Genomic DNA, 14,903 nt, shown 5'->3' on the forward strand with positions numbered 1-14,903 from the left:
GTGGGATGGCGACTCTGGCGTCGGTGCGCGACGGCCTTGTGGCGTGGGTCGCACGGCGTTCGATCACGCGTTGGGTCATGGGGAGGATCGGTTCACGCGCGTTGTCGCTGCTCCCGGACCGGGCGCTGGTGCCGTTGAAGCGCGACGGGGTGGTTCCCGTGCCCGAGTTGGAGCGGATGCGCGAGTCCGGCCCGATCCACCGGCTCCCGGTGCCGTTCGGCGTCCGGGTGTGGTTGGTCACGGGCCAGGACGAGGCGAAAAAGGTGCTTTCCGACACAGACGCGTTCAGCAACGACTACGCGCGGCTGGGTGCGGCGGTGGGGCGGGTCGAGCAGACCCCGGGTGGTCTCGGGTTCGCCGACCCGCCGGACCACACGCGGCTGCGCAAGCTGCTCACGCCCGAGTTCACGATGCGCCGGCTGGCGCGGCTGGTGCCGCGCATCGACGAGATCGTGACCGAGCGGCTGGACGCGATGGAGGCCGCCGAGGGGCCGGTGGACCTGGTGCAGGAGTTCGCGCTGCCCATCCCGTCGCTGACGATCTGCGAGCTGCTGGGCGTTCCGTACGAGGACCGGGCGCGGTTCCAGGAGTTGGCGGCGGCGCGGTTCGACCTGTTCGGGGGTGCGACGCAGGCGCTCGGGGCGATCTCCGAGTCGCTGAAGTACATGGAGCAGATCGTCCGGCGGGAGCGGAGGAACCCGGGTGACGGGCTGATCGGCATGATCATCCGCGAGCACGGGGACGAGGTCAGCGACGAGGAGCTGGCGGGCCTGGCCGACGGCGTGCTCACCGGCGGGTTCGACACCACCGCGAGCATGCTGGCGCTGGGCGCGATCGTGCTGATGAGCGACCCGGAGGCGCGGGCGCGGATGGCCGACGACGACGCGGCCGTGGGCCCGGTGGTGGAGGAGCTGCTGCGGCACCTGACGGTGGTGCAGGTGGCGTTCCCGCGCTTCGCCAAGCACGACATGGTCATCGCGGACACGCCGATCCAGGAGGGTGACGTCGTGGTGGTGTCGCTGGCCGCGGCCAACCGCGAGGGCCTGGACAAGCTCGACTTCGACTCGGCGCGGAAGGTGTCGCAGCACCTGGCGTTCGGCTACGGCGCGCACCGCTGCGTCGGGGCGGAGCTGGCGCGGATGGAGCTGCGGGCCGCGTACCCGGCGTTGCTGCGGCGGTTCCCGCACCTGCGGATGGCCGCCGAGCGACCGCCGTTCCGCACGGCGTCCATCGTGCACGGTGTGGAGGCGCTGTGGGTCCACACGCGACCGTGAAGTAGCGCTTAACGCGACTCAAGAAGCCTTCACTTTTTCTGATGGGTGCCGTGGGGCACCTTGAAGGCATGACGAGTCGATCGGTGTTGCGGACGGGCGTCCTGGCCCTGCTGTGGGGGTCCTGCTTCCTGTGGATCGAACTGGCCCTCACCGGCCTGACGCCCGTCCAGCTCACCGTGATCCGCTGCGCGCTGGGCGCGGCGGTGCTGCTCGTGCTCGCCCGCGCGGGCGGTCAGCGGCTGCCGCGCTCGCCGCGCACGTGGGGGCACCTCGCCGTGGCGGCGCTGTTCTGCAACGCCCTGCCGTTCGCGTTGTTCGCGATCGGGCAGCAGAGCGTGGACTCCGGGGTCGCGGGCGTGATCAACGCGACGACCCCGCTGTGGTCGCTGCTCATCGGCCTCGCGTTCGGCCTGGACCGGGACCTGCGGCCGGTCCGGTTGACCGGGTTGGCGCTGGGCTTCGCCGGCGTGGTGCTGATCTTCGCGCCGTGGCAGCGGAACGGCCTGATGAGCCTGGGCGCGCTGGCGCTGCTCGGCGCGGCGGCCAGCTACGCCGTCGCCTTCACCTACATGGGCCGCCACCTGGTCGGCAAGGGCGGCCCGATGGCGATCTCCGCCGCCCAGTTGACCGCGGCGACGGCGTGGAGCGCGCTCGCCCTGCCCACCTCGGGTCCGGCGCACCCCAACGTGACCGCGGTCGTGGCGGTGGTCGTGCTCGGGATCTTCGGCACCGGGGCGACCTTCGTCCTGAACTACCGGATCATCGAGGACGAGGGTCCGACGGCCGCCGCGACGGTCGGCTACCTGTTGCCGGTGGTGTCCGTGGCGCTGGGCGCGATCGTGCTGGGCGAGCCGCTGACGGTCCGGATCGTCGTCGGGATGGCGGTAGTCCTCGCCGGCGTCGCCATGACCCGCCTGGCGGCTCCCAGGCGGCCACAAGACGGGTCCGGTCCTCACCAGTTGCCGGTTATGTCCACTCAGCGTGAGCGTGGCGGCGGCTATTCAGTGGATGACCGTTGACCGGCGGTGAGACGCTGATCAGGCTGCTGGGTTGAACCCCGGACGAGTGAAAGTCCGCTCCGTCAACCCTGCGGCGGAGCGCACGCGTCCGCGGGTGACCCGAGGAGCCGATCAGTGCGCCCTGCCATCAGAACACTCGCCGTCCTCGCCTCCGCCGCGACCGCCGCCACCATGGCGACCGGTCTCGCGAACGCCGAGCCGCACCAGGCGCGGATCGTCACCGCCGCCGCGACCGCGACGGCCACGCCGATCAAGGACAGCTACATCGTCACCGTCGACCGCTCCGCCCGCGGCCTCACCGCCGCGGCCGCGGCGGCCGGCGTCACCCCGACCCACGTGTACGACTCCGCGTTCACCGGGTTCGCCGCCAAGCTCACCCCGGGCCAGCTGCGCAAGCTCAGCCGCGACCCGTCGGTCAAGCTGATCGAGCAGGACATGGTGGTCACCGACGCGCTCGACGCCACCCAGACCAACCCGCCGTCGTGGGGCATCGACCGCATCGACCAGCGCAACCTGCCGCTGTCCAACAGCTACACCTGGAACGTCAACGGTTCCGGCGTGCACGCCTACATCATCGACACCGGCATCACCCCCGGCCACCCGGACTTCGGCGGCCGGGCCACGTTCGACTACAACGCCATCGACACCAACAACACCGACTGCCAGGGCCACGGCACGCACGTGGCGGGCACGGTCGGGTCGAACACCTACGGCGTGGCCAAGGGCGTCCGGCTGCACGGCGTGAAGATGATGAACTGCTCCGGCAGCACCACCACCTCCGCGGCCATCGCGGCGATCAACTGGGTGACCGCGAACGCCCAGAAGCCGGCCGTGGCCAACACGTCGTGGAACTACCCGGCCACCGCGAGCCTGGAGACCGCGATCCGCAACATGATCTCCTCCGGCGTCTTCCTGGCCACCTCGGCGGGCAACACCGGCGCGAACTCGTGCGACCGCCTGCCGCGCAAGGTCGAGACGGCGTCGGTGGTGGCGTCCTCGGAGCGGACCGACGCCCGGTCGTCGTTCTCCAGCACGGGCGCGTGCGTCGACCTCTACGCCCCCGGCGGCTCGATCGTCTCGACGCTGAACACCGGCGGCAGCGGCGCGAAGTCCGGCACGTCGATGGCCACCCCGCACGTCGCGGGCGTCGCGGCCCTCTACAAGGCGCGTTACGGTGACGCGTCGTCGGCGACCGTGCACAACTGGATCAACAGCACCGCCACGCCGAACGTGGTCAGCGGCGGCACCACGGGCGGCACGGTCAACCGCCTGCTGTTCACCAACGCCCTGTGATCGTCCCCGGCGCGCGGGGGGACCAGCCCTCACCCCGCGCGCCGGGGAACCCTAGGGCCCCAGGACCTTGGCCAGGTGCTCGGCCAGCACGGTGACGTGGGGGAGGTCCACCATCGACAGGTGGTCACCGGGCACCGGCACCACTTCCAGCTCCCCGCACGCGTCCGCCCAGCCCAGGTCGTCGTCCTCCTGGCGGCGCAGGTAGCGGGGGTCCAGGACGGTGGTCAGCGTCTCCCGTTCACAGGCCCGGTAGAACACCACCCGGCCGGGGAAGTGCCGGGGCGAGTACCGCTCGGCCGCGCGGGCGTCGAGGTAGGACGTCTTCTGGTGCCGCAGGGCCCCGGCGGAGATGCCGACCTCGGCGGCCACCATCGCGGCCAGCACGGCGTCGACCTGCCCGACGTCGTCCAACCCGGCCAGCTCCGCCCACGGCAACTCGACATCGGCCCCGTAGGTGTCGCGGATGTGCCCCACGAACCGCTCGAACCGATGCCGCACCAGCTCTTCCGGTGACACTTCGGGCGCCGGCAGGGGCCGCACGGTGTCGATCATGACCACGACCTCGACCACGTCACCGGCGTCCAAGAGCTGACACGCCACCTCATGCGCCAGACACCCGCCGAACGACCACCCACCAAGGACGTAGGGCCCGTCGGCCTGGACGGACTTGACCAACTCGACGTACCGCCGCGCCTTCCCCGGGATGTCCGCCACGTCGTCCAACCGCTCGTACCCGTAGCAGGTGCGGTCACCCAGCAGTTCGACCAGCGGCTGGTACACGCTGGTAGGCCCACCGGCGGGGTGGAACAGGTGCACCGGCGCCCCAACGCCTTCCCGCAACACCCGAACCGTCCCACCAGCGACCTCGAACGCCTCCCGCACCCTCTCCGCAACCCCCTCCACGGTCGGCACGAGGAAGACGCCGTCATCAACGGGAACCCGCTCACGCATCAGCGCCAGCAGCTCGTCCCGCACCCCCTCGGGAATGACGTCGTGCACCCCGCCCACCACCCCGACCCGCGCGCACAACCCACCCAACCACCGCTCCACCGGATCCCGCGGCCCCACCACCCCACCGCTCCGCAGGCCACCGCCGGCCCCACCGCTCCGCAGGCCACCGCCGGCCCCACCGCGTCGTCGGTCGCCGCCGGTCCCGCCGTTTTGTCGGTCCCCCGTGGGAGAATGGTGTCGGGGGCCGGAGGCCGCGCCCGCCACCAGATCGTCCAGGCTCGCGCCCTTGAGCAGCAGCGGGATCGGCAGCGTCACCCCCAGGTCGTGCTCCACCGCGTTGCGCAGCCGCATGGCCATCAGCGAGTCCAGCCCGAGCGAGGTCAGCGGCACCGCCGGGTCCACCTCGTCGCACCCCAGCACCCGCGCGACCACCGCCGCCAACCGGTCCTCCGCCGGCCCTTCCGCCACCGCCAGGAACCCGGAGAAGAACGGCCGCCGCCCCAACTCCGGGAACAGCTCCACCACCGCGCCCCGGTCGAACCGCACCACCCCGGTCGCCCGCCGCCCCGACCCGAGCACCGCCTCCAGCGCCCGCACCCCCTCCGCCGGCGACAACGGCCGCAGCAACGGGTTCACCACGTCCTTCGCCCGCCCGACCCCGCTCCACGCCCCGTACTGGACGGTCGCCGCCGGCACCCCGTCGGCCCGCAGCCGCGCGGCGAACGCGTCCAGCCACGCGTTGGCGGTGGCGTAGGCGGCCTGCCCCGGCGACCCGACCAGCCCCGCCGCCGACGAGAACATCACGCACCAGTCAAACCGGTGCCCGCGCGTCGCCTCCGCCAACGCCAACGCCCCGCCGATCTTCGGCCGCAGCACGGCCGCCACACCATCACGGGTCAACCGGTCGAGCGGCTCGTCCACCAGCACCCCCGCCGCGTGCACGACACCCCGCAACGGCACCCCGTCCCGCACCGCCGCCTCGACTGCCCGCCGCGCGGTCCCCGGCTCGGCGATGTCCCCGGTCACCACGACCACCTCGGCCGCGAGCCCGGGAACCGCTCGCGCCGTCCGCCCGCACAGCACGACCCTGGTCGCACCCCGATCCGCCAGCCACCGCGCCGTGACCAGCCCCAGCGCACCCAACCCGCCGGTGATCACGTACGCGCCGGGCGCGACGGTGAAGTCCTCGGGCAGGTCGACCGGCCGCAGGCGGGCGACGTAACGGACACCGTCCCGCCACGCCACCTCGTCGTCCGGCAGGTCGGCGGCAAGCTCGCGAGCCAGCGCCCCCGGATCGTCAACGTCCACAATGGACGCTCGCACTGCCGGTCGCTCGAACGCCATCACCCGCACGGCACCACGCAACGCGGCCTCGTCCGGCACGCCCGCCTCGCCGTCCAGCACCGCCGCCGCGTTGCGCGTGACCACCCACACGCGTGGTCCGCTGGTCGCGGCCAGCCGGTGCAGGTCGTCCTCGACGTTTCGCGGCACGAACACGACGCCGTCCACGGCGGCTCGGGGGTCGCGGGTGACCCGGTGGCCGGCGCGGGTGAGGGCGTCGGCGATGTCGTCGGCGTCGCCGTCCAGCAGCCACGTGCCGGGGGAGTGGCCGGCGGGGGCGTCCGCGCGTTCCCAGCGGTGCTCGACGGTCAGGCCGGTGAGCTGCTTCGCCCGGACGCCCAGGACTTCCAGCAGGAGGTCGCCGTTCTCGGCGAACAGGCGGACATCGCCCGTGGCGGTGGTGGCTTCGGCGGTGTGGGCGCGGCGGGGGTCGCCGTGCAGGCGGACCGCGCCGATGCCGGTGGGGAGTTTCGGGCCGGTGACGGTCGCGGCGGCGGCGAGGGCGTGCAGGCAGCCGTCGAGGAGGGTGGGCGGCAGGTGGAAGTCGCGGTCGGGGCCGTCGGGGCGGCGCATCCGGCAGGTGGCCACGCCCTCGTCCGCGCGTGCTTCCAGGACGGTGCGGAACGCGGGGCCGTAGTTCATGCCCGCCGCGTCCATGGCGGCGTACAGGTCGATGGTCTGTCCACTGTGGACTTTGCCGGCCGGTGTCGGATCGCCGGCGGGCGCGAGGGTCGCCGTGGCGTGCCGGACCCACCGGCCGTCGCTCTTGGCGTGGACCTCGACCGTGCGGCCGGTCAGGGTGGTGGTGATCGGGACGCGGGCGGCGAGGGGGAGGAGGCGGTCGAAGGTGACGTCGCGGACCTCGTGCGGGGCGCCGAGCACGTCCGCCGCCGCGAGCGCGAGTTCGACGTAGGCCGCGCCGGGCAGGACCGGGACGTCGTGGACGCGGTGGTCGGCGAGCCACGGGTGGGCGTCGAGGCCGACGTCGGACTGCCAGGCGTGCACGCCGGAGGGGAGTTCGACGTGCACGCCCAGCAGCGGGTGGCCCGCCGAGGTGGTCGGGGGCGTGGTCCAGTGCTCGCGGTGGTGCCAGGGGGCGGTGGGGACGTCGGTGACGCCGGTGGCCGGTACCGCGCCGTGCAGGTGGAGGGTGGTGAGGTTGGCGTGGAAGGTGCGGAGGTCGTCGGTGTCGCGGCGCAGCGTGCCGACGAGGGTGGCGTGGGGTGCGGTCTCGGCGATGGCCGGGAGGGCGACCGGGTGCGGGGACACTTCGAGGAACGTGGTGAACCCGTCCTCGACCGCCGCCGCGACGGCTTGCGCGAAGCGGACCGGTCGACGCATGTGCTCGGCCCAGTAGTCGGGCGTGAACGGCGGCAGCTGCCGGGGGTCGTCCATCACGGTGCCGTAGACGGGGACGCCCGGTTGTTCGCCCGCGATGCCTCGCAGTCCTTCCCGGAGCTGTTCCAACACCGGTTCGACCGCCGGCGAGTGCCCGCTGGTGCGCAGGGGCAGGATCCGCGCCGACCCGCCCGCCGCCTCGACCCGGGCGACGAGCGCCTTGAGCCGGTGCTCCGGTCCCGCCACCGTGCACCGCCGGGGCGCGGCGTGAACGGCGACGCACAACTCCGGATCGTCCACCTCCTCGGGGCTCAGCTCGACGGCCGCCATCCCGCCGCCCCCGTCGACGTCGACGGAGTCCAACAGGCGAGCCCGCGTGGTGACGACCCGAGCGGCGTCCGCCAACGTCAGGGCCCCGCTGACCACTGCCGCCGCAACCTCGCCGGCGGACTGCCCCACCACGGCCGCCGGCCGAACGCCACACGCCTGCCACAGGCGGGCGAGCGCGATCTGCACCCCGAAGAGGACAATCTGACCGTCCCCCAATCCCTTTGTAGGATTGTTGATCAATCCCCTCACCGACCAGGGCGCGACCAGCCGATCGACCTCGTCGACGGCGGCGGCGAAGACGGGTTCACGAGCCAGCAAGGTGCGAGCCATGCCGGGCCACCCGGACCCGAACCCGGAAAACACCCACACAACCCGCCCATCCCCACGCGCGACCCGCTCTACCTCTCGCCGCCCGCTGGCCACCTCCCGCAACCCATCGACAACCCTCGTCAGACCGCTGGTCGCCCCGCCGCCGGTCGACACGGCTGCCGCGAACGGCTCGTCACCCCGCCGTCGGGCGAGAGTGGCCGCAACCGCGCGCAAGTCCGGCTCACCCCGGCCCGATCGGCCCTCATCCCCTCCCGCCAACCAATCGGCCAACCGAGCGGCATGGCTGCGCACCCGCTCCTCCGTGGCCCCGGACACGACCAGCACACCCGGCCCGCCCACGGACCCCGGCGCACCCCTCCCCGGCCCCTCCTCCAACACCACGTGCGCGTTGGTCCCGCCGAAGCCGAACGACGACACCCCGGCCGTGATCCGCCCCCCGTGCCGAGGCCACTCCCGCACCCCCGTCACCACCGCCAACCGCGTGAAGTCGATGTGCGGGTTGGGCCCGTCGAAGTGCAGCGTCGGCGGCAACGCCCGGTGGTGCACCGCGAGCACCGCCTTCACCAACCCGACCACACCCGCCGCCGCCTCGGTGTGACCGAAGTTCGACTTGGCCGACCCCACCAGCAACGGCCGGTCCGCCGGACGCCCCACCCCCAGCACCGCGTCCAACGCCCCCGCCTCGATGGGGTCGCCGAGCAACGTCCCGGTCCCGTGCGCCTCCACGTACGACACCGACGCCGGATCCACCCCGGCCTCCGCGTACACCTCCCGCAGCAACGCCTCCTGCGCCGCCGGGTTGGGTGCCATCAGGCCGTTGGACCGGCCGTCGGAGTTGACCCCGCTGGCCCGGATCACCGCGAGCACCCGGTCACCGTCGCGGCGCGCGTCGGACAACCGCTTGAGCACCACCGCCGCGCACCCCTCGGCCCGCGCGATCCCGTCGGCCGACGCCGAGAACGGCTTGCACCGCCCGTTCGCCGACAACAGCCCGGCCCGCGCGAACGCCGCCGTGACCGCGCTGCCCAGCAACACGTTCACCCCGGCGACGATGGCCGCGTCGGTCTCGCCGGACCGCAGGCTGCGCACGGCCTGGTGGACGGCGACCAGCGACGACGAGCACGCCGTGTCCACCGCCGTGCTCGGCCCCCGCAGGTCGAGCAGGTAGGACACCCGGTTGGCCGCGATGCTCAGCGCGCCACCGGTCGCCGTCCACGGCTCGACCCGACGCGGGTCCACGGCCTGCGCCGCCCCGTACTCGCCGGTCGAGATCCCGACGAACACCCCGGTGCGCGAGCCGCGCAGGGAGGAGGGCGCGATCCCGGCGTGGTGCAGCGCCTCCCAGGACACCTCCAGCACCAGCCGCTGCTGCGGGTCGACCGCCGCCGCCTCGCTGGGCGCGATCCCGAAGAACTCGGCGTCGAACCCCTTGATGTCATCGAGGAACCCACCCCACGGCGGCACCCCGGAGGGCAACCCGACCCACCGCCCGGCCGGCACCGGCCCAACCCCGTCCCCACCGGCGCACAGGAACCGCCACAAGCCCTCGGCCCCGCTCACCCCGCCGGGCAACCGACACCCGACCCCGACCACCGCAACGCCCTCAAGCGCCGGCCTCCGGCCCCCGTCTCCATGGTCCCACGCCCCACCGACATTCCCGCCGGACGAACCGACCGCCACCCCGCCGCCGGACCGCGCGGACGCTGCCCCGCCAACGGTCGCCGCGGGCGCTGGGCCGCCGCTGGCCGCTGAGCCGCTGCACGGCGCTGGACTGCCGCCAGCCGCTACGGGGGCTGGGCCGCCGCTGGCCGCCGTGGTCGCCGTGCCGCTGCCGGACGCTGGGCCGCCGCTGGTCGCTGCGGGCACCGTCCCGCTGCCAGCCGCCGCGAGAGTGGAGTCACCGGCGGGCGGGGCGGGAGGGGTGGTCAGGTGGTGGGCCAGTTGCGTGATGGTCGGGTGTTGCCACAGCACGGTGGGCGGCACCGGTCGGCGCAGGTGGTCGCCCAGAGCGCCGGCGAGCACCACCGCGTCCCGCGACGACAAGCCCAGTTCCGCCAGCGGCCGGTCCACCTCGACCTCCTCCGCCGGAACGTCGGTGGTCTCCGCTACCGCGCGCACCAGCCAGTCACGCAGCTCCGTTTCGGCGGACGCGCTCAAAGGACACCTCCGGGTGCGATGTGCGACAACTTTTCGCGGCGTTCTCCACCAATTCCGATGAAACACCTGGAATCGGTGTTCCACGCCGGGTGAAGGGAAGGGTGGCCTGCTCCGCCCCTGCCGAACAATAGGCCGTTCGGGTCACCCGTGCGCCATTCGGGGAACTGTTGACAGTTCTGCCGCCACGTGGGTAGCTTCTCGGACCCGAACGTGGTGGAAATCACCCGGAAACAGTTTTGTGGTCAGCGCACAAAAGCGAGCGAAGAATTTATCAACCCCTGCGGAAAGGGTTCGGCATGACGGTCACCGCGCCGGGCGTCACGACCAACTCCGGCCCGGTCGCCGACGCCGTGCGGCACTGGGCCGGGCAGCGTCCCGACTCCACGGCCTTCACCTTCCTCGACCACGACGCGGACCCCGCCGGCCTGCCGGTCCGCATCACCTGGTCCCACCTGGACCGCCGCGCCCGCGGGCTGGCCGCCCGGCTGCGCCGGACCTGCGCCCCGAAGGACCGGGTGCTGATCCTGCTCCCCCAGGGCATCGACTACGCCGTCGCGTTCGTCGCCTGCCTCTACGCCGACGTCCTGGCCGTCCCGCTGTTCCCGCTCACCGGCGCGGGCCACCGCGACCGGCTCGACGGCATCGTCCGCGACTGCTCACCCACCGCCGCCCTGGTCCGGGACGCCACCGACCTCGCCGGCCTCCACACCATCGACGTCAACCGCGTCGAACCCTCCGACGCGCCGCCCACCCCCGGCCACGGGCCCGCCTACCTGCAGTACACCTCCGGCTCCACCCGCACCCCCGCCGGCGTCGTCGTCACCGACCGGAACTTCCAGGTCAACGTCCGCCAGGCGCTCACCGCCTACGGCCTGCGCGACCAACCCGCCACCCCGGTCAGCTGGCTCCCGCTCTTCCACGACATGGGCCTGGTGCTCGGGCTCGGCGTCGCCCTGCTCACCGGCGTCGAAGCCACCCTGATGGACCCGCTCGCCTTCCTCTACCGCCCGGCCCGCTGGCTCGACGCCCTGCACGGCAAGCGCAACGTCATCAGCGCCGCGCCGAACTTCGCCTATGAGCTGTGCGTCCGCCGCACCACCGACGACGACCGCGCCCACCTCGACCTCACCGGCGTCGCCGCGCTGATCAACGGCAGCGAACCCGTCCACGCCGCCACCATCGCCCGCTTCCACGACACCTTCGCCCCGCACGGCCTGCGCACCGACGCCCAGCGCCCGAGCTACGGCCTGGCCGAGGCCACCGTCTTCGTCACCGCCGCCACCGGCCCGCCCACCACCACCCCGTTCGACCGCAAGGCCCTGGCCGAGGGCCGCGCGGAGGTCCAGGACGACCCCGAGCGCGCGACCACGCTGGTCGGCTGCGGCCAGGCGGTCGAGCAGGACGTGGTGGTCGTCGCCGACGGCGCCGAGTGCCCGCCCGGCCGGATCGGCGAGATCTGGGTGCACGGCGAGAACGTCGCCCCCGGCTACTGGGTCGCCAAGCCCGGCGTGTTCGGCGCGACGCTGCCCGGCGACCCGCGCCCCTGGCTGCGCACCGGCGACCTAGGCGTCCTGCACGACGGCGAGCTGTACGTGGTCGGCCGGATCAAGGACCTGATCGTCGTCGACGGCCGCAACCACTACCCGCAGGACGTCGAAGCCACCGCCGAACGCGCCGACCCCGCCCTCCGCCGCGGCCACGTGGCGGCGTTCAGCGTCCTGGGCGACGCGCAGGAAGCGCTGGTCATCGTCGCCGAACGCGCCCCGAAGGTCCCACGCGAGGCGATCGACCCCGCCCGGGTCCGCCGCAACGTCCGCGCCGCCGTGTCCGCCCACCACGACGTCCGGGTGCGCGACGTCCTGCTGGTCGAACCGGGCTCGGTGCCCCGCACCTCCAGCGGGAAGCTCTCCCGCGCCGCGTGCCGGGACCGCTACCTCGCCGCAGAGCTCCCCGTGTCGTAGGAGAACCCATGCACCGAGTCCTCGTCCTCGCGCTGTCCGCAGCCCTCCTCGTCGCTGCCCCCACCCAAGCCACGAGCACCGCCCTAGCCACGAGCACCGCCCAAGCCACGAGCACCGCCCAAGCCACGAGCACCGCCCTAGCCACGAGCACCGCCCACGCCACGAGCACCCGGGCCACGAGCGCCGCCGACGACGGTGCCCGCGTCGTCGAGCAGACCTGGCTGGACGACCGCACCACCGACATCACCATCGCCTCGCCCGCCATCGGCGGCAACGTCAAGGCGCGCATCCTCACCCCGCGCGGCTGGTCGCCCACCGCCACCCGTAGTTGGCCGGTCGTCTACCTGCTCCAGGGCGTCGGCGACGACTACACCTCCTGGACCCGGGAGACCGACGTCGAGCAGCTCTCCGCCGACAGCGACGTCCTCGTGGTCATGCCCGACGGCGGCCGGTCGGGCTGGTACACCGACTGGTACAACAACGGCCGGGGCGGCTCCCCGAAGTGGGAGACCTTCCACACCGCCGAACTGCTCCAACTCGTCGAGCGCAACTTCCGCGGCGGCGCCAACCGCGCCGTCGCCGGCCTGTCCGCGGGCGGCACGGGCGCGTTCGGCTACGCCGCCAAGCACCCCGGCATGTTCAAGGCCGCAGCCTCCTACAGCGGGCTGCTGTCCACCCAGTTCGTCGGCGTGCCGCAGTTCGTCTACACCACGGTCCTGCGCGAAGGCCTCGACCCGTACGGGCCGTGGGGCCGCGAGACGCTCACCCCGCAGGTCTGGGCCGCCAACAACCCCCGCGAACTCGCCCCGAAACTGCGCGGCACCGCCCTCTACCTGAGCTACGGCAACGGTTTCGCGGGCGAGTTGGACACCGGCTGGGTCTACGACCCGTGGGAGACCATCGTCGGCGCCACCGCACCGGACTTCGTCAACCGCGTCCGCCAGGCGGGCATCCCGATCACCGTCCACGCCTACGGCGGCGGCACCCACGCGTGGAAGTACTGGCAGCGCGAGCTGCGGGCCTCCTGGCCCATGCTGACGGCCGCGATCGGATGACCCGGCCGCTGCCGGTCGTGCTCGTCGCCTGCTTCGCGGGCTTCGTCACGGCGCTGGACAACAGCATCCTGATGGTGGCGCTGCCGACCATCGGCCGCGACCTGGGCATGGGCACCACCGGGCTCCAGTGGGTCGTGGTCAGCTACATGCTGGTGTTCGCGAGCCTGATGGTCGCGGCCGGCGCGCTGGGGGACCGGTACGGGGTGCGGCGGGTCCTGCTGGTCGGTCTGATCGGCTTCGCGGTCGCCTCGCTGGGCTGCGGCACGGCCGGGTCCGGGGTGTCGCTGGCGCTGTGGCGGGCGGCGCAGGGCGCGGCGGCGGCAGCGGTGGTTCCTACCGGGCTGGCCGTCCTGCGCACCCACCTCGACGCGGCCCACCGGCGGACCGGGATCGTGGCGTGGACCGCGGCGCTGGCCGTCGCCCTCGCCGTCGGGCCCGCGCTGGGCGGACTGCTCAGCGAGGCCGCGCACTGGCGGTGGATCTTCCTGGGCAACGTCCCGGGCTGCGTCGCCGCCGCCGTCGTCGCGAAAGCCTGCCTGGCGCCGCGACGACCCCGCCCCATCCCGCTGCCGTGGCGGTCCACGCTCGCCCTCACCGCCGCCGTGTTCGTGGTGACCGCGACCGTCCTCGGCGCACAACCCCTCGCCGCGATGATCGCCCTGTCCGGCGCGGCCTGCCTGCTGTTCGTCAACGCCGAACGCGCCGCGCCGCTGTTCCCCCGCGCGCTGCGCCGGGACCGGGCGTTCGTCGGCGGCACGGCCGCGCAGGCGTTGTGGGGCCTGGCCATCAGCGGCGTGCTGTTCGTGCTGCCCCTGCACCTCCAGCACACCGAGGGCTTCACGCCGCTGACCACGGGCCTGTTCTTCGTGCCCGCCGCGCTGGCGGTCATCGCGGGCGCACCCGCCGCACCACCACTGGTCGCCCGCATCGGACCGTGGCGCACCGCGGCGGCGGGCCTGGCCGCCGTGGTCGCCGGACTGGTCGCGATGGTGGCCGCCGGCCCGCCGCTGCTGTTGGCGTGCCTGGTCGTCGTCGGCTTCGGCTCCGCCCTGACCACCCCGCTCACCACGGCCGCGCTGGACGCGGCGGACGAGCGGGTCGCCGGCGTCGCGTCGGCGTCGATCACCGCGAGCCGCGAGCTGGCCGGCGCGTTCGGCGTCGCCCTGATCGGACTCGCGCACACCGGCGGCGGGCCGGCGCCCGCCCTGCTGCTGGCCGCCGGCGCGGTCGCCGTGGCTCTCGCGTCGGCGCTGGTCGTCGACGCCGCACGGACCCGCGTGCGGCCATGACCGTCCTCCCCCCGAGAGCCACCTCGGCCGACGCCCTGCGCGAGGCCAAGCGGACCTTCCTCAAGCGCCGGCGCGTCGACATGGGGCTGCTGGCCGAACGGCTCGACATCAGCCGGGTCACCCTCTACCGCTGGGTCGGCTCCCGCGAACGGCTGCTGGTCGAGGTCACCTGGTCGCTCGCGGAGTTCAACCTCGCCGAGCTGGACGGGCCGCCCCGCCGCCACCACGGCGCGGAACGCGTGGTGCGCCTGGCCGTCGGGTTCCTGGAGGTCGTGATCGGCAACCCCGGCATGGCCTACTGGCTCGCCAACGAGGGCGAACTGGCGATGCGCCTGCTCACCCGCCACGACCGGGCGTTCCAGCCGCGCCTGATCCGCTGGTTCCGGCGCGTGCTGGAGGAGGAGACCGCGGCCGGCCTGCTAAACCTGCCCGCCGACCTGGACGAGGTCGCGTTCATCATCGTCCGGATCATCGAGTCCTACGCCTACCTGAACCTGATCACCGGCCGCGAACCCGAGGCGGCGCACGCGGAGGCGGTCCTGCGGCTGCTGCTGCGCTGAGCCGC

The 14,903-nt window shown here is 73.6% G+C and carries 8 protein-coding genes; 7 read left to right on the plus strand and 1 reads right to left on the minus strand.

The genetic code is table 11. From position 1 onward, the window contains the following. The first annotated feature begins 5 nt into the window (after window positions 1-5). The 3 genes from ABD126_RS09755 to ABD126_RS09765 all read left to right on the plus strand — a co-directional run bounded on the left by ABD126_RS09755 (window position 6) and on the right by ABD126_RS09765 (window position 3,586). Window positions 6-1,274 (plus strand): cytochrome P450, encoded by a 1,269-nt coding sequence (locus ABD126_RS09755; RefSeq protein ID WP_425542772.1) that lies wholly within the window; start codon window positions 6-8, stop codon window positions 1,272-1,274. Between the two features lie 68 nt (window positions 1,275-1,342). Further along, entirely contained in the window at window positions 1,343-2,293 is a 951-nt protein-coding gene (locus ABD126_RS09760; protein WP_343933391.1) for a DMT family transporter, read from the plus strand. A gap of 114 nt (window positions 2,294-2,407) precedes the next feature. Then, the gene (locus ABD126_RS09765) at window positions 2,408-3,586 is read left to right on the plus strand and encodes a S8 family peptidase (protein ID WP_343933392.1); all 1,179 of its coding nucleotides are present in this window, start codon (window positions 2,408-2,410) and stop codon (window positions 3,584-3,586) included. Between the two features lie 51 nt (window positions 3,587-3,637). Here the strand turns inward: ABD126_RS09765 and ABD126_RS09770 are convergent, their stop codons facing one another. Next, the gene (locus ABD126_RS09770) at window positions 3,638-10,033 is read right to left on the minus strand and encodes an SDR family NAD(P)-dependent oxidoreductase (RefSeq protein ID WP_343933393.1); all 6,396 of its coding nucleotides are present in this window, start codon (window positions 10,031-10,033) and stop codon (window positions 3,638-3,640) included. Between the two features lie 296 nt (window positions 10,034-10,329). Between ABD126_RS09770 and ABD126_RS09775 the strand changes: the two genes are divergently transcribed. The 4 genes from ABD126_RS09775 to ABD126_RS09790 are packed head-to-tail and all read left to right on the plus strand — an operon-like array spanning window position 10,330 to window position 14,898. Beyond that, window positions 10,330-11,994: a fatty acyl-AMP ligase gene (locus ABD126_RS09775; RefSeq protein WP_343933394.1), complete on the plus strand. Its 1,665-nt coding sequence runs from the start codon at window positions 10,330-10,332 to the stop codon at window positions 11,992-11,994. An 8-nt stretch (window positions 11,995-12,002) separates the two neighbouring features. Beyond that, the gene (locus ABD126_RS09780) at window positions 12,003-13,049 is read left to right on the plus strand and encodes an alpha/beta hydrolase (protein WP_343933395.1); all 1,047 of its coding nucleotides are present in this window, start codon (window positions 12,003-12,005) and stop codon (window positions 13,047-13,049) included. Further along, entirely contained in the window at window positions 13,046-14,338 is a 1,293-nt protein-coding gene (locus tag ABD126_RS09785) for an MFS transporter (protein ID WP_343933396.1), read from the plus strand. Before ABD126_RS09780 ends, ABD126_RS09785 begins: the two co-directional genes overlap by 4 nt. Continuing rightward, window positions 14,335-14,898 (plus strand): QsdR family transcriptional regulator, encoded by a 564-nt coding sequence (locus tag ABD126_RS09790; protein WP_343933397.1) that lies wholly within the window; start codon window positions 14,335-14,337, stop codon window positions 14,896-14,898. The genes ABD126_RS09785 and ABD126_RS09790 overlap by 4 nt, the downstream gene beginning before the upstream one ends. Window positions 14,899-14,903: the final 5 nt, after the last annotated feature.

Origin of the sequence: Saccharothrix mutabilis subsp. mutabilis (genome assembly GCF_039521145.1) — a bacterium.
GTDB classification, from domain to species: domain Bacteria; phylum Actinomycetota; class Actinomycetes; order Mycobacteriales; family Pseudonocardiaceae; genus Actinosynnema; species Actinosynnema mutabilis.